The organism is Streptomyces sp. NPDC020490, assembly GCF_044335305.1.
In the GTDB taxonomy this organism is placed as follows: Bacteria; Actinomycetota; Actinomycetes; order Streptomycetales; family Streptomycetaceae; genus Streptomyces.
In genome coordinates this window covers 145,978-162,655 of the sequence record NZ_JBIRUY010000017.1, presented here as the reverse complement: position 1 = coordinate 162,655, position 16,678 = coordinate 145,978, and the positions used below count along the sequence as shown (strand labels likewise).

12 protein-coding genes and 1 pseudogene are annotated in these 16,678 nt (G+C 72.3%); 5 read left to right on the top strand and 8 right to left on the bottom strand.

Annotated elements, in window-relative coordinates; genetic code table 11:
• Nucleotides 1-101: 101 nt before the first annotated feature.
• Nucleotides 102-395 (top strand): transposase, encoded by a 294-nt coding sequence (locus tag ACH4ZX_RS19775; RefSeq protein ID WP_398274012.1) that lies wholly within the window; start codon nt 102-104, stop codon nt 393-395.
• Nucleotides 396-764: 369 nt separating this feature from the next.
• Nucleotides 765-1,757, top strand: a complete 993-nt coding sequence (locus tag ACH4ZX_RS19770; protein WP_398274009.1) for a serine hydrolase domain-containing protein — start codon at nt 765-767, stop codon at nt 1,755-1,757.
• 295 nt (nt 1,758-2,052) lie between these two features.
• Here the strand turns inward: ACH4ZX_RS19770 and ACH4ZX_RS19765 are convergent, their stop codons facing one another.
• The 5 genes and pseudogenes from ACH4ZX_RS19765 to ACH4ZX_RS19745 form a co-directional block, all read right to left on the bottom strand.
• A complete protein-coding gene (locus ACH4ZX_RS19765; protein WP_398274006.1) occupies nt 2,053-2,784 on the bottom strand; it encodes an exonuclease domain-containing protein in 732 nt (243 codons plus the stop codon).
• Nucleotides 2,785-2,846: 62 nt separating this feature from the next.
• Nucleotides 2,847-3,152 (bottom strand): annotated as a pseudogene (locus ACH4ZX_RS19760) (exonuclease domain-containing protein); the annotation flags it as partial.
• Nucleotides 3,153-3,269: 117 nt separating this feature from the next.
• Nucleotides 3,270-4,517 carry an SAV2148 family HEPN domain-containing protein gene (locus ACH4ZX_RS19755; protein WP_398274003.1) on the bottom strand — a complete coding sequence of 416 codons (1,248 nt, stop codon included), beginning with the start codon at nt 4,515-4,517 and terminating at the stop codon, nt 3,270-3,272.
• A gap of 102 nt (nt 4,518-4,619) precedes the next feature.
• Nucleotides 4,620-6,014, bottom strand: coding sequence for a copper amine oxidase (locus ACH4ZX_RS19750; RefSeq protein WP_398274000.1), 1,395 nt, complete (start codon nt 6,012-6,014; stop codon nt 4,620-4,622).
• Between the two features lie 55 nt (nt 6,015-6,069).
• Entirely contained in the window at nt 6,070-6,906 is an 837-nt protein-coding gene (locus ACH4ZX_RS19745) for a Tat pathway signal sequence domain protein (protein ID WP_398273998.1), read from the bottom strand.
• A gap of 178 nt (nt 6,907-7,084) precedes the next feature.
• On the opposite strand from ACH4ZX_RS19745, the gene glgX reads away from it, so the two are divergent.
• Both glgX and treY read left to right on the top strand, forming a co-directional pair.
• Nucleotides 7,085-9,262, top strand: a complete 2,178-nt coding sequence (glgX, locus tag ACH4ZX_RS19740) for a glycogen debranching protein GlgX (RefSeq protein WP_398273996.1) — start codon at nt 7,085-7,087, stop codon at nt 9,260-9,262.
• A 231-nt stretch (nt 9,263-9,493) separates the two neighbouring features.
• Nucleotides 9,494-11,851, top strand: a complete 2,358-nt coding sequence (treY, locus tag ACH4ZX_RS19735) for a malto-oligosyltrehalose synthase (RefSeq protein ID WP_398273993.1) — start codon at nt 9,494-9,496, stop codon at nt 11,849-11,851.
• 315 nt (nt 11,852-12,166) lie between these two features.
• Here the strand turns inward: treY and ACH4ZX_RS19730 are convergent, their stop codons facing one another.
• The 3 genes from ACH4ZX_RS19730 to ACH4ZX_RS19720 form a co-directional block, all read right to left on the bottom strand.
• The gene (locus ACH4ZX_RS19730) at nt 12,167-12,586 is read right to left on the bottom strand and encodes an SSI family serine proteinase inhibitor (protein ID WP_398273990.1); all 420 of its coding nucleotides are present in this window, start codon (nt 12,584-12,586) and stop codon (nt 12,167-12,169) included.
• The gene (locus ACH4ZX_RS19725) at nt 12,583-13,932 is read right to left on the bottom strand and encodes a M14 family zinc carboxypeptidase (protein ID WP_398273987.1); all 1,350 of its coding nucleotides are present in this window, start codon (nt 13,930-13,932) and stop codon (nt 12,583-12,585) included. The genes ACH4ZX_RS19730 and ACH4ZX_RS19725 overlap by 4 nt, the downstream gene beginning before the upstream one ends.
• 190 nt (nt 13,933-14,122) lie before the next feature.
• Nucleotides 14,123-14,674 carry a DUF1707 and FHA domain-containing protein gene (locus tag ACH4ZX_RS19720; protein ID WP_360742413.1) on the bottom strand — a complete coding sequence of 184 codons (552 nt, stop codon included), beginning with the start codon at nt 14,672-14,674 and terminating at the stop codon, nt 14,123-14,125.
• 184 nt (nt 14,675-14,858) lie between these two features.
• Here ACH4ZX_RS19720 and treZ point away from each other — a divergent pair, with 184 nt between their 5' ends.
• Nucleotides 14,859-16,604 (top strand): malto-oligosyltrehalose trehalohydrolase, encoded by a 1,746-nt coding sequence (treZ, locus tag ACH4ZX_RS19715; protein ID WP_398273983.1) that lies wholly within the window; start codon nt 14,859-14,861, stop codon nt 16,602-16,604.
• The last annotated feature ends 74 nt before the right edge of the window (nt 16,605-16,678 follow it).

Sequence of the window (16,678 nt, the reverse complement as noted above, 5' to 3'; positions counted from 1 at the left end):
CAAGATCCTCGGCTGGAAGACCCCGGCCGAGGTCTTCGAGGAGCAGCTACGCTCACTACAGCAGCCCGGTGTTGCAACGACCGGTTGAACTCGCCCAATACGTGTCAATTCGGTATACCGACCGGCTCGCCGAGATCGGCGTCTCCGCGTCGGTCGGCTCGGTCGCGGACAGCTACGACAACGCGATGGCAGAGGCGCTGAACGGCACCTTCAAGGCCGAGCTGATCGAGATGCAAGGACCGTGGCGGGACGTTGACCAGGTCGAGCGGGCGATCTTCCAGTGGGTGACCTGGTACAACGAGGAACGGCTCCACTCCGCCCTCGACTACGTACCACCCGCCGAGTACGAACGCGACTGGTGGCGACAACAGGAAGCCACCCCGCAGTCCGCCTGAAACAAGATCCACGGACTCTACGAAACTCGGGACAGCTCACTCACCCTGGAGAATCAGCGTCTTCTCCAGGCAAACGACCCACGCGACCGTGTCACTCGCATCGACAGGCACCGTTGACGAACGACAGACCAAATGTCGTGGGCAGGAGAATGCGGGCCGGACGGAGGCTGCGGGCGTAGACGGCCATGTCGTCGACGGCCTCTTGTCGCCCGCCCGGTCGCCCGCGCTCGCAGGCGGAAGCCTGGCCTTCGATGATGCCCGGCAGTTCGACACCAGAATGGTGACGACCCGCACTGAGGGGACATCCCCCTTCCGATCATGGGGTGTGCCGGATCGCGTCCCGTTGGGGGGCGAATCTAGCGTTCAGCCATGACTTGGACTCTGCGAAAGCACCTCGCCGTGTCACTCGGTGTCGCTACGCTCCTCGCTACCGAGGTGACCACCGTCGTCGCCCAGCCCGCCTACCCCTCCCTCGTGGAGCAGTTACGTCGGGACACGGAGGCGATCCACGCCCTTGGTGTCAGCGGTGTGCAGGCCCGCGTGATCGCGCCTGACGGTCGGCAGTCGGTCGCCACCAGCGGCTCCGCCGACGTGAACACCGGCCGCCCGGTCCCTTCCGGCGGCTACTTCCGCATGGCCAGCACATCCAAGACGCTGGTCGCCACCGTGGTCCTCCAACTGGAGGCCGAGGGCAGGCTGTCCCTGGACGACACGGTCGACCACTGGCTGCCCGCAGTGGTGCAGGGCAACGGCAACGACGGCAGCCTGATCACCCTCCGCCAACTGCTCCAGCACACCAGCGGCATCCACGACGACCTGCCCGGATACACCACGCCGGAGGAGTACTATCAGCAGCGCCACGACGTCTACAGCCCCGAGCAACTGGTTGCCCGCGCCATGGCCCACGCGCCGGACTTCCCGCCCGGCGAGGGCTGGGCGTACTCCAACACCGGCTATGTCCTGCTTGGCATGATCATCCAGAAGGCCACTGGGCACCCCGCCCACCAGAAGATCGAAGACCGCATCCTGCGCCCGCTCGGCCTCGACCAGACCCGGTGGATGGGCACCTCCCCCACCCTGCCCCGGCCGCACGCCCAGGCCTATCAACTCTTCGGCCCCGGTTCCCGGGTAGACGTCACCGACCAGATACCGGTGGACTACGACAACCTTTCGTGGGTCACGACCACGCGGGACGAGAACCGCTTCCTCCGCGCGCTGCTCGACGGTCGCCTGCTACCGGGACGGCAGCTGGCCAAGATGAAGCAGACCGTCCCCGTGAGCGCGGATGTCCAAAAGCTGTGGCCCGGCGGCCGATACGGGCTCGGGCTGGTCGAACGCCCTCTGAACTGCGGAGGAACCTAATGGAGCCACGAGGGAGGGGACGGCGGCTACATCACCCTCAACGGAGTCACCGACGACGGCAGGCGAAGCGCCGTGGTCTCCATGTCCGAGGCACGCGGCGACACCCTGCAGCACATAATGGAGCAGGAGAACGCGGCCAGCGCCCTGATCGACCACGCACTGTGCGCCAGGGGTCGAAGCACCCCGTGAGCGGAGCCGTCGTCGCGGTGGGCGGTTGGCTCGGCCACGGCTCTCGCTGGTTCCGCGGATCAGTGTCGCGCGCCTCTGCCTCGCCCTCCCCGGGCCCTTTCCGGGCTCACCTCGGAGATACCTCCGCATACGGCACAACTGGCCAGGCGGACTCGATCGTCGCCTCGGGGTTCGAGGTCCGGCGGAGGTACCTCTGCAACGAAGCCGCCTGCTCGGCCGCCGCACGAACCTGGAGATCGTGCAGCTCCGCAGGCCCCAGCGTTCCTATGACCGAATGTTTGATGCCCATGCATCGCGCCGCACGCGCTGCGGCCACCGCGTCCGCAACAGCGTTGTGCGCGTCATTGAGCGGCACGCCGTAGTGCTCGCAGAGCGCCTGGAGATTCCGTGACCCCTTCCTGTATCGGTCCACGTGCTTGTCCAGGACCAACGGGTCAATGACGGGCGACAGCGAGGCCCCTCCAGGCAACCGCTTGGCCAACGGCTCTATCCCATACCGCCGGCACTCACGGTCAAGCAGCGAGAGGTCATACCGCGCGTTCATCACCACCAGCGGAGTCCCCGAGTTCAGCACTTCGGCGACAGCCGAGGTGATTTGCTCGATCGCGGGAGCTGCCGCAACCCCATGCCTGCGGGCGTGTTCCGTGGAGATGCCGTGGATGGCCGAAGCCTGTCGCGGGATGGTCACCCCCGGGTCGAGCAGCCATGTCCGGGCCTCCAGCGGTCGTCCATCCGCGTCCACAGCCACGACCGCCGCGGTGACGATCCGGTCGGTCTCGATGTCGGTCCCTGTGGTCTCCAGGTCGAAGGCCACCAACGGCTCGCTGATCCAGCTCATCACAGGGCCCCACCCACCAGGGCACCCTGAGACACCTGAGACGCACCCGCAGTGCGCGGATAAAAGGCCGCGTTGTAGGCGACGACCGGCACGCCCACGTCCCAGTACCCCACGAGGACGTCCGCCATGGCGTCCGCGACCTGGTCGGCCGGCCGGCCCTCGGCGGCCGCCCGCGCGTTGCTGATCCCGTGGACGGCCACCGCGTCGGGCGGGATCTCCACGCCCGGGTCCGCCAGCCACTCCCGGCGGCCCAGCGGCTGCCCGTCCCTGACCTCGATCACGGCCCCCGTGACGATGCGCGCCTCGTGCGGGTCCGTCCCCGTCGTCTCCAGGTCGAAGCCGACCAGCAGCTCCCGGTGCCAGCCCATCGGCGGCCCCCCTTCTCGTGGTGCTCTCCCCCAGTGGCCTCCACCATCGCACGGGCCACTGACAATCGGCGGACCGCGTTCCGCCCGCACCGCTTTCCGCCCGGTGTGCGGGGCGGTTCAGGACACCGGCCGCGAGTCCAGCCAGGCCAGCTCGAACTCCTCGCGATAAGTAGGGAAAAGGCCGGATTCGACCCCTTCGTCCCGCTCGTCCGGCTTGACCACCCGGCTGCCGTTGCGCAGCACCAGTACCGGCGCCTCCATGCCGCGCGAGCGCCGCAGGTAGGACTGCACGACGGCGACGCCGTCCGGGCCGTCCCCGTCGACGAGGTAGGCCGTGAAGCGCGGCGTCTCGTCGTACACCTGGATCTCGAAGGCGCCCGGGTCGCGCAGCCGGGAGCGCACCCGCCGCATGTGCAGGATGTTCATCTCCACCGCGCGACTCAACTCGCCGCGTTTCATGCCCAGTTCCCGCTCGCGGCGCTTGACTGCGCTGGATGCCGGGTTCAGGAACAGCAGCCGCACCCGGCAGCCGGCGTCGGCCAGGCGCACCAGGCGGCGGCCGGAGAAGTTCTGCACGAGCAGGTTCAGGCCGATGCCGACGGCGTCGATGCGGCGGGCGCCGCCGAAGATGTCCTCGGCGGGGAACTGGCGCATCAGCCGCACCCGGTCCGAGTGCACGGCGACGACGTCCGCGTACCGGTCGCCGACCAGGTCCTCCACCGCGTCCACGGGCAGCCGGCGCGCGGACGGCACGTCGCCGCCCGTGCCCAGTGTCTCCAGCAGCCTGGCCGAGGCCCGCTCGGCCTGGTTGAGGACGGCCTCGGACAGGGCTCGGTTGCGGGAGACGACGTTGCGGGTGACCTCCAGCTCGTCCAGGGCCAGTTCGACGTCCCGGCGGTCGTCGACGTACGGCTGGAAGCACGGCCAGTGCTGCACCATCAGCTCGCGCAGCTGGGGCAGGGTGAGGAAGCTCAGTGTGTTGTCGTCGGCCGGGTCGAGCAAGTAGCCCTTGCGGCGGCTGACTTCGCGCACGGCGACCGCCCGCTGCACCCATTCCTGGCCGGCCGGCCCGGCCGCGGCGACGACCCAGTCGTCGCCGTGGACGGGTTCGTAGATGGGCCGCAGCACCGCGGCCACGACCGCGCGCATCCGCTGTTCGACGAGGTTCAGCCAGATGTACGCGCGGCCGGCCCGCTGGGCGCGTGTCCGTACCTCACGCCAGGCGTCGGCGTCCCAGTCCAGCTCCGGCCCGATGGACGTGGTCTCCATCGGCCGGGCCAGCGACACCGTGCCGGGCGGGGTGTCCGTGGAGTTCCCCTCGTGACCCTCGTCACCAGGGGGCAGCTCCAGCCCTCCCGAGCCCACCCGCGCACCGCCTTCCGCTCCCCCGGGCACTTCCCGTCCCAACGATCAAGGAAGCCTACTCCGGGAGCGGTCGGCGGTGCAGCCGGATGGACAGGGTCGTTCTCAACTACGCGGCCGCCAGTGGCCGTTCTGCCACGCGAGCTCGTCCGGCGTGAGCGGATTCATAGCCGTGACGTCCCTGGGTGCGATGGCGAACCCCTGCCAGTGGATCGGCATGGGCTGCTGGTCCTCGTCCCGGGCTATGTGATGGAAGCCCACATTCATCCACACGATCGGGTGAGTGAGCGTCTGTCCATTGACCCACGTGTCGACGGACTTGCCCGAACCGGCGGGGCAGCCGCCGGTGTTGTTGCTGGCGAACTGCTCGCACTTGTTGTACTGGGTGAAGTACACGTCGTGCTTGGTGAAGCCGCGCCCCGGGTACCGCGTGGTGGCTCCCGGCACGATCTCGTACGAGCGCGGGTGCCCGTCCTTGTTCTTGCCGGTCGCGCTCACCACGCGCCACCAGCGGTAGGTCTTGGCGTCGCCCGCGAGTTCCTTGGTGACCTTGGTGCGGGTGGTCTTGTTGGTCGGGGCCTGCTGGCCGCGGGCGGGCGCGGTGACCTTCGAGTCGTACTGCTCGACCTTGGTCTTGGAGGAGCCGTCGAGGCCGAAGTCGAGCCGCCAGAAGACGTTGTGGCTGTGACTGGTGGCGTAGGCCTTGGCGCCCTTGCCGATGGGCCAGCCGCGGCCGTCGCCGGCGTCGTAGTCGTCGTAGGAGAGGCTGCCGGTGGCGCCGACGTTCATGTCGACCGTGCCGTCGTCCTGGAAGCGCCACTCGGTCATGTACTCGTACCAGCCGACCTGGTTGACCGTGTAGACGAGGAGGTCCGTGCCCTGGGCCTGGTAGACCTTGTTGGCGCTGTCGCCCTGCATGCGGTAGGCGTGGCCGCGGGAACGGGTCGTGGTGCACAGGCCGTTGACGTTCGGGTGCTGCGGGTCCCAGGCGTCCGGCACCTTGACGGTCTTGATGGTGCCGCCGGGGCACTCGCCCGGCGCCAGGTTGACCAGGCCCTGGGCGAAGCCGAAGCCGGTCAGGTCGTCGTACTCGACGCTGCCGTCGTCGTAGGGGACGTCGATCTGGGCCAGCCGGGCGCTGTTGAGCACCTTGATCGGGGCGCTCTCGCCCTTGGGCTGGTAGGAGACGTCGTTCAGGACGAGGCCGGCCTTGCTGTCGTAGCGCCAGCACATCCGCCAGGTGGTGCCGCCGGCGAGCTTCTGCTCGATCTTGTAGGCGGCGCTGCAGTCGGCGGCGGCAGCGGCGGCGGCTCTCGGCTGGGCGGCAGCGGCGGTCCTCGGCTGGGCGGCAGCGGCGGTCTTCGGCTGGGCGGCCGCCGGTCCCGCGCCGGTCGTCGCGCCGGCGGCCAGCGCGGCCACCGACAGGCCCACGGCCGCACGTGTGCGGACCCGGCCGGTTCCCCGCGGCCGGACGCCGCTGATCGAACTCTTCGTGCGCATGAAGAAGTGACTCCCCTGCAGGAGATGCGAGTCGGAAAAGTGGGCGGGCCGCGGCTCAGCGGCGGTCGAGCTCGGCGACCTTGCGGGCGCTCAGGTCGATCACGATCGAGCGGGCGTCGATCCACGGGCCGTTCTTGACCTTCGGGAACAGCCGCACGCAGCGGTGCTCGCCGCACCGGTCGAGCACGGCGGGCTGGGCGCCGGGTACCGCCCGGTACACCGCGCCGTTGAACAGCAGCTGGTCCGGCGAGGTCAGCTCCTTGCCGGTGGCGTCCTTGTAGTCCGCCCGCAGGCCGGCGCCGAGCGGGTCGGCGATCAGCAGCCGGGCCGCCTCGGCGTTCTCGGCCCGGCTCAGCGGCGGCTGCACGCCGTGCTGGACACCGGTCCGCACCACTTTCCCGGTGTCGAGGTCGACGGTCCTGGTGACGAGGGTGTCGTTCTTGTAGTCGTAGAACGTCACGTCGGCGCGGCGCGGCGCGGCCGCCCCGTCGTCGACGTCGTCCGCGTTCTCGGGGTCCGCGAGGTCCACGGTCAGGCGCTGCGCGCCGCGCTCGCCCTCGACGTTCTCGGCGCCGCGCAGCGGCTGCCGGCCGGCGGCGAGCCGCTCGGCCCGCGCGACCTCGTCGTCGGTCAGCGGGTCGCCGCCCCTGCCCCGGTCCCCCTCGGCGGGCGCCTGCTCGACGACGCCGGGCCGGACCGCGCCGTCACCGGCCTGCTGTCCCGCCTGCTGTCCGGCCTGCCGCGCCGGCCGGCTGCCCGACCCGGTTCCCCCGCCCTCGTCGGCCCCCGCCGTACCCGGCAGGGTGACGGCGACCATCGCGGCGGTCCCCGCCACCGCGACGGCCGCACCGGCCACCACCTTGCCCAGATGACGGTGCACTAATCTGCGCACATTTCCCCCTGCTCCCCCTGGTCACGGGAGTATCTGTCTGCCCCATTGATTCGGCATACCGCGTATGCACTGGTCGACCGGTAAGAGGGACGTAAGTCATAGGTGGTTCCCTCACTTTCCGGGAGACTCGAAGTGAAGGCGCCACCGAGGGCGCGCTCCACCTGAAAGAGTCGTATCCATGCAGGTCTGGCCTGGCGAGGCGTATCCGCTCGGTGCCACGTACGACGGCGCCGGCACCAACTTCGCGGTCTTCACGGAGGCCGCGGACCGAGTAGAGCTGTGTCTGCTGCACGACGACGGCTCGGAAACGGCGGTGGAACTGCGCGAGAGCGACGCGTTCGTACGGCACGCGTACGTGCCCGGGATCATGCCCGGGCAGCGCTACGGCTTCCGTGTGCACGGCCCGTACGCCCCCGAGCGCGGGCTGCGCTGCAACTCCGCGAAACTGCTGCTCGACCCGTACGCGCGTGCGATCAGCGGCAAGGTGCGCTGGGGTGAGGAGGTGTACGGCTACCACTTCGACGCGCCCGACCGGCGCAACGACCTCGACTCGGCGCCGCACACCATGACGTCGGTCGTGGTCAACCCGTACTTCGACTGGGGCGACGACCGGCCGCCGAGGCGCGGCTACCACGAGACGGTGATCTACGAGGCCCACGTCAAGGGCCTCACCATGCAGCACCCGGGGCTGCCGGAGGAGCTGCGCGGGACGTACGCGGGGCTCGCGCACCCGGTGATCATCGAGCACCTGGTGGAGCTGGGGGTGACGGCACTGGAGCTGATGCCGGTCCACCAGTTCGTCAACGACCACCGGCTGGTCGACATGGGCCTGAACAACTACTGGGGCTACAACACGATCGGGTTCTTCGCCCCGCACAACGCGTACGCCTCCTGGGGCGACCGCGGCCAGCAGGTCCTGGAGTTCAAGTCGGCGGTGCGGGCGCTGCACGAGGCCGGCATCGAGGTCATCCTCGACGTGGTCTACAACCACACCGCCGAGGGCAACCACCTGGGGCCGACGCTGTCGTTCAAGGGCATCGACAACCCGCAGTACTACCGGCTGACGGACGACCCCCGGTACTACATGGACACCACCGGCACCGGGAACTCCCTGCTCATGCGGTCCCCGCACGTGCTGCAACTGATCATGGACTCGCTGCGGTACTGGGTCACCGAGATGCACGTCGACGGCTTCCGCTTCGACCTCGCCGCCACGCTCGCGCGGCAGTTCCACGAGGTGGACCGGCTGTCGTCGTTCTTCGACCTGGTGCAGCAGGATCCCGTGGTCTCCCAGGTGAAGCTGATCGCCGAGCCGTGGGACGTCGGCGAGGGCGGCTACCAGGTGGGCAACTTCCCGCCGCTGTGGACGGAGTGGAACGGCAAGTACCGCGACACGGTGCGGGACCTGTGGCGCGGCGAGCCGCGGGCGCTGGCGGAGTTCGCCTCCCGGCTGACCGGGTCCTCGGACCTCTACCAGTCCGACGGCCGCCGTCCGCTGGCCTCGATCAACTTCGTGACCTGCCACGACGGCTTCACCCTGCACGACCTGGTGGCGTACAACGACAAGCACAACGAGGCCAACGGCGAGGACAACCGGGACGGCGAGAGCCACAACCGGTCCTGGAACTGCGGGGCCGAGGGCGAGACCGACGATCCGGGGATCCTGGAGCTGCGGGCCCGGCAGATGCGCAACTTCATCGCCACGCTGATGCTGTCCCAGGGCGTGCCGATGATCAGCCACGGCGACGAGTTCGCGCGGACGCAGGGCGGCAACAACAACGCCTACTGCCAGGACAACGAGATCGCCTGGCTGCGGTGGCCGGACGGCGCGAAGCAGGGCGGCGGGTCTCGGGGCGGCGCGTCCCAGGACGGCGGGTCCCAGGACGGCGGGACGCCGGATGCCGGGCTGCTGGACTTCGCGCGGGCGATGGTCTGGCTGCGCAAGGACCATCCTGTCCTGCGCAGGCGCCGCTTCTTCCACGGACGGCCCGTGGAGGGCACCCACGACGACCTGTCCGACATCGCCTGGTTCACTCCCGAGGGCAGGGAGATGACCCAGCGGGACTGGGACTCGGCGCAGGCGTCCGCGCTGACGGTGTTCCTCAACGGCAACGCGATCTCCGAGCCGGGTCCGCGCGGGGAGCGCATCACCGACGACTCCTTCCTGCTGATGTTCAACGCCTCGCCGAAGGCGCTGGACTTCGTGGTGCCGGTGGACCACGGCCGGCAGTGGCAGGTGGTGGTCGACACCGCCCGCACGGACGGGGTGCCGCCGGGCACCGGGCAGAAGGTGCAGGCCGGCGACCGGCTGACGCTGGTCGACCGGAGCCTGACGGTGCTGCACCGGCCGGTGTAAGGGGCCGTGACAGGACCGCGGCAGGACGGCGGCAGGACGATGGCAGGACGATGGCAGGACGATGGCAGGACGATGGCAGGACGATGGCGGGGCGGCCCGCACGCACGCGCGTGCGGGCCGCCCCGCCGCCCGTGGAGCGGACTGGTCCCGCCGCCCGTGGAGCGGACCGGTCCCGCCGCCGGTGGAGCGGACGGTGACACGAAGGGCGGCTGGGCGGGTACGTAGCTTTCCATGACATCTGAGCGACCCGACCTCACGGTGCCCACGGCGACCTACCGGCTGCAGTTGCAGCCCGGCTTCCCCTTCGCGGCCGCGGCGGCCGCCGTGCCGTACCTGGCCTCGCTCGGCGTCTCGCACCTGCACCTGTCCCCCGTGCTGGAGGCGGTGCCGGGCTCGCTGCACGGCTACGACGTCGTCGACCACGCGCGCGTGCGCGAGGAGCTGGGCGGCGAGGAGGGCCTGCGCGCGCTGGCGCGCACCGCCCGGGAGCACGGGCTCGGCCTGGTGGTGGACATCGTGCCGAACCACATGGCGATGTCCCCGCTCCACAACCACGCCCTGTGGGAGGTGCTGCGGGAGGGCCCGAAGTCGTCGTACGCGCGCTGGTTCGACATCGACTGGGAGGCGCAGGGCGGGCAGGTGCTGCTGCCGGTGCTCGGCGGTCCCCTCGGCGAGGAGATCGGGCAGCTGCGCGCCGACGGGGACGTCCTGCGCTACTACGACCACGTCTTCCCGCTGCGGGAGGGCACCGGTGAGCTGCCGCTGCCGCAGCTGCTGGACGCCCAGTGGTACCGGCCGGCGTGGTGGCGGCTGGCCCGCACCGAGCTCAACTACCGGCGCTTCTTCAGCATCTCGGAGCTGATCGGGGTGCGGGTGGAGGACCCGGAGGTGTTCGAGGCCACGCACGCGACCGTCCTGCGGCTGCTGCACGAGGGCGTGATCGACGGGCTGCGGGTGGACCACCCGGACGGGCTGGCCGACCCCGACGGCTATCTGCGGCGGCTGCACGAGGCGACCGGCGGCCGTTGGACGGTCGTGGAGAAGATCCTGGCCGACGGGGAGCGGCTGCCGGCCTCCTGGCCCGTGGCGGGCACCACCGGCTACGACGCCCTGCGGCACGTGGACGGCCTGTTCACCGATCCGGCCGGGTCCGAGGAGCTGCTGGGCCAGTACCGGCGCTTCGCGGCGCCGCAGCCGGACCGCGGCGGGGACTGGGCGGCGACGGTGCGGCGGGCGGCGTACAAGGTGCTCACGCACGAGCTGGCCACCGAGACCGACCGGCTGACCCGGGTGGCGAGCCGGGTGTGCTCGACGTCGCCCGACCCGGCCCTGCGCGACCGGGCGCCGTGGGCGCTGCGCACCGCGCTGGAGGAACTCCTGGTGCGCCTGGAGGTCTACCGGCCCTACACCTCCACCGACGCCGCCTCGGTCGTCACCGAGCAGGCCGCGGCCGAGGCGCGGCTCGCCTTCGTGGTGCCGGAGGAGGCGGAGGCGGTGGACGTCGTACGCGGCCTGGTGCTCGGGCGGTACGGCGACGGGCCCGAGCACGTGGAGTTCCGGGCCCGGTTCGCGCAGACCGCGTCGGCGCTGCGCGCGAAGTCCGTGGAGGACACGGCGTTCTACCGCTATGTGCCGCTGCTGTCGGCGACCGAGGTGGGCGGCGAGCCGGGCCGTCCCGCGGTGTCCCCGGAGGACTTCCACGCCTACTGCGCGCGCCTGCAGCGGGACTGGCCGGCGACCGGGACGGTGGTGTCCACGCACGACACCAAGCGCAGCGCCGACGTGCGGGCGGCGCTGGCGGTGCTCACCGAGTGCCCGCAGCGCTGGGCGGACGTGCTGACGCGAGTGACGCACGGCGGCGCGTCGGCGCCGGACGCACAGCTGGCGTGGGCGGCCTGGCAGACGGTGTTCGGACTGGGTCCGGCGGACGGGGAACGGGTGCGGGGCGCGCTGCTGAAGCACGTGCGCGAGGCCGGGCTGTACACGAGCTGGACGGAGCAGCAGGCGGCCTACGAGGAGGCGGTGGCGGCGTTCGTCGCGGCGGGGCCGTGCGGCGCGCCGGGTGCGCACGTCGCCGCCCTCCGCCAGGCCCTGGAACCCCACATCCGGGCGAACGTCCTGGGCACCGCCCTGGTGCACCTGACGATGCCGGGCGTGCCGGACGTCTACCAGGGCACGGAGGCCGAGTACCGGGCGCTGGTGGACCCGGACAACCGGCGGGCGGTGCGGTTCCCTCCCGAGGACCCGGGCGACAAGGGCGCGGTGACGGCGGCGGCGCTGCGGCTGCGTGCCCGGCGGCCCGGCGCCTTCGGGTCCACGGCCGGGTACGAGCCGCTGGCCGCCGAGGGCGCGGCGGCGGCGCACTGCGTGGCGTTCGCGCGCTCCGGCGAGGTCGTCACGGCCGTGACCCGGCTGTCGCTGGGCCTGGCCCGCGCGGGCGGCTGGGGCGACACCGGGCTGTCGCTGCCGCCGGGCCGCTGGTCCGACGTACTGTCCCCGGAGCGCCGGTTCGCGGGGCACGTGCGCGTGGCGGAGCTTTTCGAGGGACTGCCGGTGGCGCTGCTGGAACGGGTTGACACGGCCGACTGAACGGCCGCATGAGCCGGCCTCGCACTGCCCCGGCCTCGCACTGCCCCGGTCACGGTCACGGCCACGGCCACGGCACATCGCGGTCACGACCACGGCACCCGCGGGCACGGCACCGCGGGGGCCGCGACCGTCTCCGCGTATGCCGGGCCGCAGCCCCCTCCGCGCGCGTGCCGCGGCCCGGCATACGCGCGGAGGCGGTCGTGCGGGACCGCCGAGGCGCCGGGCAGAAGGCCGGGCAGTACCGCCGGGCTCTACGCCGGTACGCCGGGCCGGGCCTCCGCCGGGCGCGCGGTTACGCGCCGTATGCGTGGCCGTTCAGTCGTCGTCGAGGGCGAACACCGTCCCCGTGCGGGCTTGCAGGACGCAGGAGTTGGCGTAGGTGTGGGCGTAGTCGATCCGGCGGCCGCGCCACTCTCCGCTCGCCCGGACGGTCACCGGGGCGTAGACCATCGGGCACGGGGCGTTCCGCGCCGGGAGGGCGCCGATGTCGCCGTCGACGGCGGCCAGGTCCGCGCACGCCTCGGCGGCGCGGGCGTGGCCCTGGGGCGGGTCGCACAGCAGCAGGGCGTCGCGTCCGGCGCCGGCGGAGGCGTCGCCGCGGGCGACGGTGAGGTAGAGCCATTCGTCCGGGGCATGGTGCCGGGCGGCCGCCTGTGCGGGGGCGGCGCCGGCGAGGAGGAGGGCGGCGGCCAGGAGAACGTCCCGTACCGCTTTCGTCTTGAGGCTGGTCGTCATTCCCCATGCATCGGCACGGCGGCCTGCGCACCCCAGCCCGGCTCACCCGAACGGGAGGCGGCGGGCGCGTGCCGTGCGGCCAGTTCGAACGCCGCGTGCACCACCCGCGTCTGGTATTCGACCTGGCGCGCGACCGGTATCCAGCGTGCCGAGCAGCCGTCGCGGTAGTCGGCGCACCACTCGTCGATGAGCCGGTCCAGCTCCGGCAGCGCCCCGGCCGGGTCGCGCCCGGCGCCCGTCAGGAGCTGGTGCAGCAGTCCGGCCGTCCGCAGGGCGACGCGCCGTCCGGCGATGCGCAGGGCGGCCAGGTGGGCGGTGCTCAGCGGCGGCAGCGGCCGCGCGACGTCCGCGACGTCGGGGTCCCAGGTGTCCGCGAGGCGGGGGGAGACCAGCAGGTAGTCGTCCACCGGGGCGAGCAGGCGGGCCGCGTCGGGCACGTCCGCGAGGTACGGCCGGACGCGCGCGAGCAGCCGCCCCAGCAGCCGGGTGTCGCGCCGCAGCGTGCGGCCGGCGGTGCGCAGCACGGCCGCCGCGTCGGCGGGCGGGGAGCCGTCCTCCACGGCGGCCACCCCCCACATGGGCGCCTCCACGACCGCCGTCACGGTGCCGTACCGGTGCGGGTGGTACCAGGTCGACTCGACGGCCGCCTCGGTGATCGCGGCGACCAGGTCGCCGGGCTGCGGCGGCGGTATGCGGTGGACGGCGGGACCCAGCATCGGCCAGTACAGGGTGTCGTACGGGCCGAGCTCGCGCGGGACGCCCAGGCGGGCGGCGGCGTGCGCGACGCGCGGGGCGAGTCCGGGCAGGTCGTCGGTGAGCTCGACGAAGCCGCCGCCGACATCGACGCCGTGCAGGGAGCACTGCAGGAAGGGACGCAGTTCGTCCTGGACGGCGAGCAGGGTGCGGGTCTCCGGCAGGGCGGCGGCCGCCGGGCCGGCGGGCAGCCATTCGGGCTGTTCCAGGAAGCCCGGCCGGAAGAAGTTCCGGAAGTACCGGCCGAGCGTGTACGGGCCCTTCAGCCATCCCTCGTTGCGGCGCAGGCCGTCGGGGTCGAGGCAGAGCAGCAGGTTCCAGGTGGCGTCCGCGCCCTCGGTGAGCAGCGGGTCGGCCAGTGCCCGTTCGGCCAGCCGCAGCGCGGTCGCGCCGCCGACCGGCTCGTTGGCGTGCGGCCCGGCGACGACGAGGGCCTGACGGCTGCCGTGCCCGACGGACAGCAGCCACATGGGGGTGCCGGCCCGCGAGGTGCCGACGCGGCGCAGCCGCGCGTCCCCGGGACGGCGCGCCACCAGCGCCGCGGCGCGGGCTCCCAGCTCGTCGACGGTCGGGTAGCGCAGGAGGGGCGTCAAGGCACACCTCCACTATGCGGCGCCGGCGGTCTCACCAGGGGTACATGGCGTACGCACAGTCAGTCACGAGTTGGGGGGTACGTCAACACCACGGAAAGGAAACCGATTTGAGCCCATCACCGCAGGCAAGCGCCGCGTCATGCTCAGGCCAACGCTGGTGCGGGGGCCCGGGCCGGGCCCGCCGGTCCGCTCAGTTGGCCGCGAGCCGGAACGACATCTTGCCGAAGCCGACCTGGTCGCCCTCGCGCACCACGGCCGCGCCGATGACGCGCCGGCCGTTCACGGTCGTGCCGTTGGTCGAGCCGAGGTCGCGCAGCACCCACGTGCCGCCGTGCCGGCTGAGTTCCGCGTGCACCCGCGAGACCGTCTCGTGGGTCAGGCGCAGCCCGTTGACCGGGTCGCGGCCTATGCGCAGCGGGTGACCGTCGCCCGGATGGGGCAGCAGCAGCTTGGGCAGGCGCTCGATCTGCCAGGCCCTGCGCAGCCGTACGGTGAAACCGGAGACCGCCTCGACCGTGCCGAAGACCACGCGCGAGAAGCGGCTCTCCCGCGGCAGGTCGGCGGTGAGCGCGGCGAGCTCGTCGGCGCGGCGGGCGGCGAGGGCCAGCTCCATGCGGCGGACGAACGTGTCGTGCGACAGCCGTCCCATGGCGACGCCGTCGCGCAGCACCTGCAGCGCCTTGTCGCGCTCCGCGTCGGAGAGCCGCGCGGGGTAGGTGGGGAACTCGAAGGACGACGTCACGTCGGTGATTGTCGGTCAGCGGACCAGCGGGTGTCCAGAAGACGAGAAAGTCGGGAGGACGGCCCGCACGCGCACGCGCGGCGACGACACTCGCCGCGAAAGGCGGGATGCGAGGGCGGATCGATCTCGTTTGAAGCACCATGGACGGGCTACATCACGGTGAGCAGACGAAGGGGAACCGTCCGTGCAGTTCGAGGTGTGGGCACCGAAGGCCGGCCGTGTGACGCTCCATTGCGACGGCGCCACGCGCGCGTTGGAGCGTGATCCCGAGCGGGAGGGGTGGTGGCTCGGCGAGGCCGAGGCACAGGACGGCTCGCGGTACGGGTTCGCCCTCGACGACGGCCCGGTGCTGCCCGACCCGCGCTCCCGCCGGCAGCCGGACGGGCCGGACGGCCTGAGCGCGGTCGTCGACCAGGGCCGCTACGCCTGGCGCACGGAGTGGGCCGGGCGCCCGCTGCCCGGCGCGGTCCTGTACGAGCTGCACGTCGGCACGTACACCCGCGAGGGCACCCTGGACGCGGCCGCCGAACGGCTCCGGCACCTCGTCGACCTGGGCGTCACGCACGTCGAGTTGATGCCCCTGTGCCCCTTCCCCGGCCGGCACGGCTGGGGGTACGAGGGCGTGTCGCTGTGGGCCGTGCACGAGCCCTACGGCGGGCCCGAGGCGCTGAAACGGTTCGTCGACCGGGCCCACGAACTCGGCCTCGGCGTGGTCCTGGACGTGGTGCACAACCACCTGGGGCCGTCGGGCAACTACCTGCCGGAGTTCGGCCCGTACTTCACCGACACCCACCACACCCCCTGGGGCGTGGCCGTGAACCTGGACGCCCCCGGGTCGGACGAGGTGCGTGCCTACCTGCTGGGCAGCGCTCTGGCCTGGCTGCGCGACTACCGGCTCGACGGGCTGCGCCTGGACGCGGTGCACGCGCTGAAGGACACGCGCGCGTGCCACTTCCTGGAGGAACTGTCCACGGCCGTCGACGGCCTCGCGGCGGAGACGGGCCGCCCGCTGTTCCTGATCGCCGAGTCCGACCTGAACGACCCGAGGCTCATCACCGCCCGCGCGGAGGGCGGCCTCGGGCTGCACGCGCAGTGGAACGACGACTTCCACCACGCCCTGCACACCGCGCTGACCGGCGAGTCGCAGGGCTACTACGCCGACTTCGCGCACGCCGGGCTCGGGGCGCTCGCCCGGACCCTGACGAACGGCTACTTCCACGACGGCACGTACTCCAGCTTCCGCGGCCGGCACCACGGGCGCCCCCTGGACCGCACACGGGTGGCCGGTCACCGGCTCCTCGGCTACAGCCAGACCCACGACCAGGTCGGCAACCGCGCCCAGGGCGACCGGCTCGCCGCCGCCCTCTCCCCCGGCCTGATCGGCTGCGCGGCCGCCCTCACGCTGACGGCGCCGTTCACGCCGATGCTGTTCATGGGCGAGGAGTGGGCGGCCGGCACCCCCTGGCAGTTCTTCACCGACCACACCGACGCCGAGCTCGCCGAGGCCGTACGGCGCGGCAGGCGGCGGGAGTTCGCGGCACACGGCTGGGCCGAGGAGGACGTGCCCGACCCGCAGGACCCGGCGACCCGGGACCGCTCCTGCCTCGACTGGAGCGAACCCGAGCGGGAGCCCCACGCGCGCGTGCTGGCCTGGTACCGGCGGCTGATCGCGCTGCGGCACGAACAGCCCGACCTCACCGACCCCGACCTCGCCGACATCAAGGTGGCCTACGACACCGAGGAGCGCTGGCTCGCCTTCCGCCGCGGCGACGTCCGGGTGGCCGTCAACCTCGCCGAGAAGCCGGCCGCGATCCCCCTGGGCCCCCGCGAGGCGCGCGTGCTGGCCGCGTGGGAGCCCGTCGAGCCGCCCGGCGCGGACGGGGTCCTGCACGTGCCGCCCCAGTCGAGCGTGGTGCTGCTGCAGGGCTGACCCCGGGTCGTCCGCGCCGGCCCGTGAACACCCTCCGCCGGAGCCTTGGCGGACCCCCACGCGCGCAGGCCGGC

Excerpts from the sequence above, each read along its gene's own strand:
- ACH4ZX_RS19770 (WP_398274009.1), top strand. The coding sequence starts at position 765 with ATGACTTGGACTCTGCGAAAGCACCTCGCCGTGTCACTCGGTGTCGCT.
- ACH4ZX_RS19765 (WP_398274006.1), bottom strand. The coding sequence starts at position 2,784 with ATGAGCTGGATCAGCGAGCCGTTGGTGGCCTTCGACCTGGAGACCACA.
- ACH4ZX_RS19750 (WP_398274000.1), bottom strand. The coding sequence starts at position 6,014 with ATGCGCACGAAGAGTTCGATCAGCGGCGTCCGGCCGCGGGGAACCGGC.
- glgX (WP_398273996.1), top strand. The coding sequence starts at position 7,085 with ATGCAGGTCTGGCCTGGCGAGGCGTATCCGCTCGGTGCCACGTACGAC.
- treY (WP_398273993.1), top strand. The coding sequence starts at position 9,494 with ATGACATCTGAGCGACCCGACCTCACGGTGCCCACGGCGACCTACCGG.
- ACH4ZX_RS19730 (WP_398273990.1), bottom strand. The coding sequence starts at position 12,586 with ATGACGACCAGCCTCAAGACGAAAGCGGTACGGGACGTTCTCCTGGCC.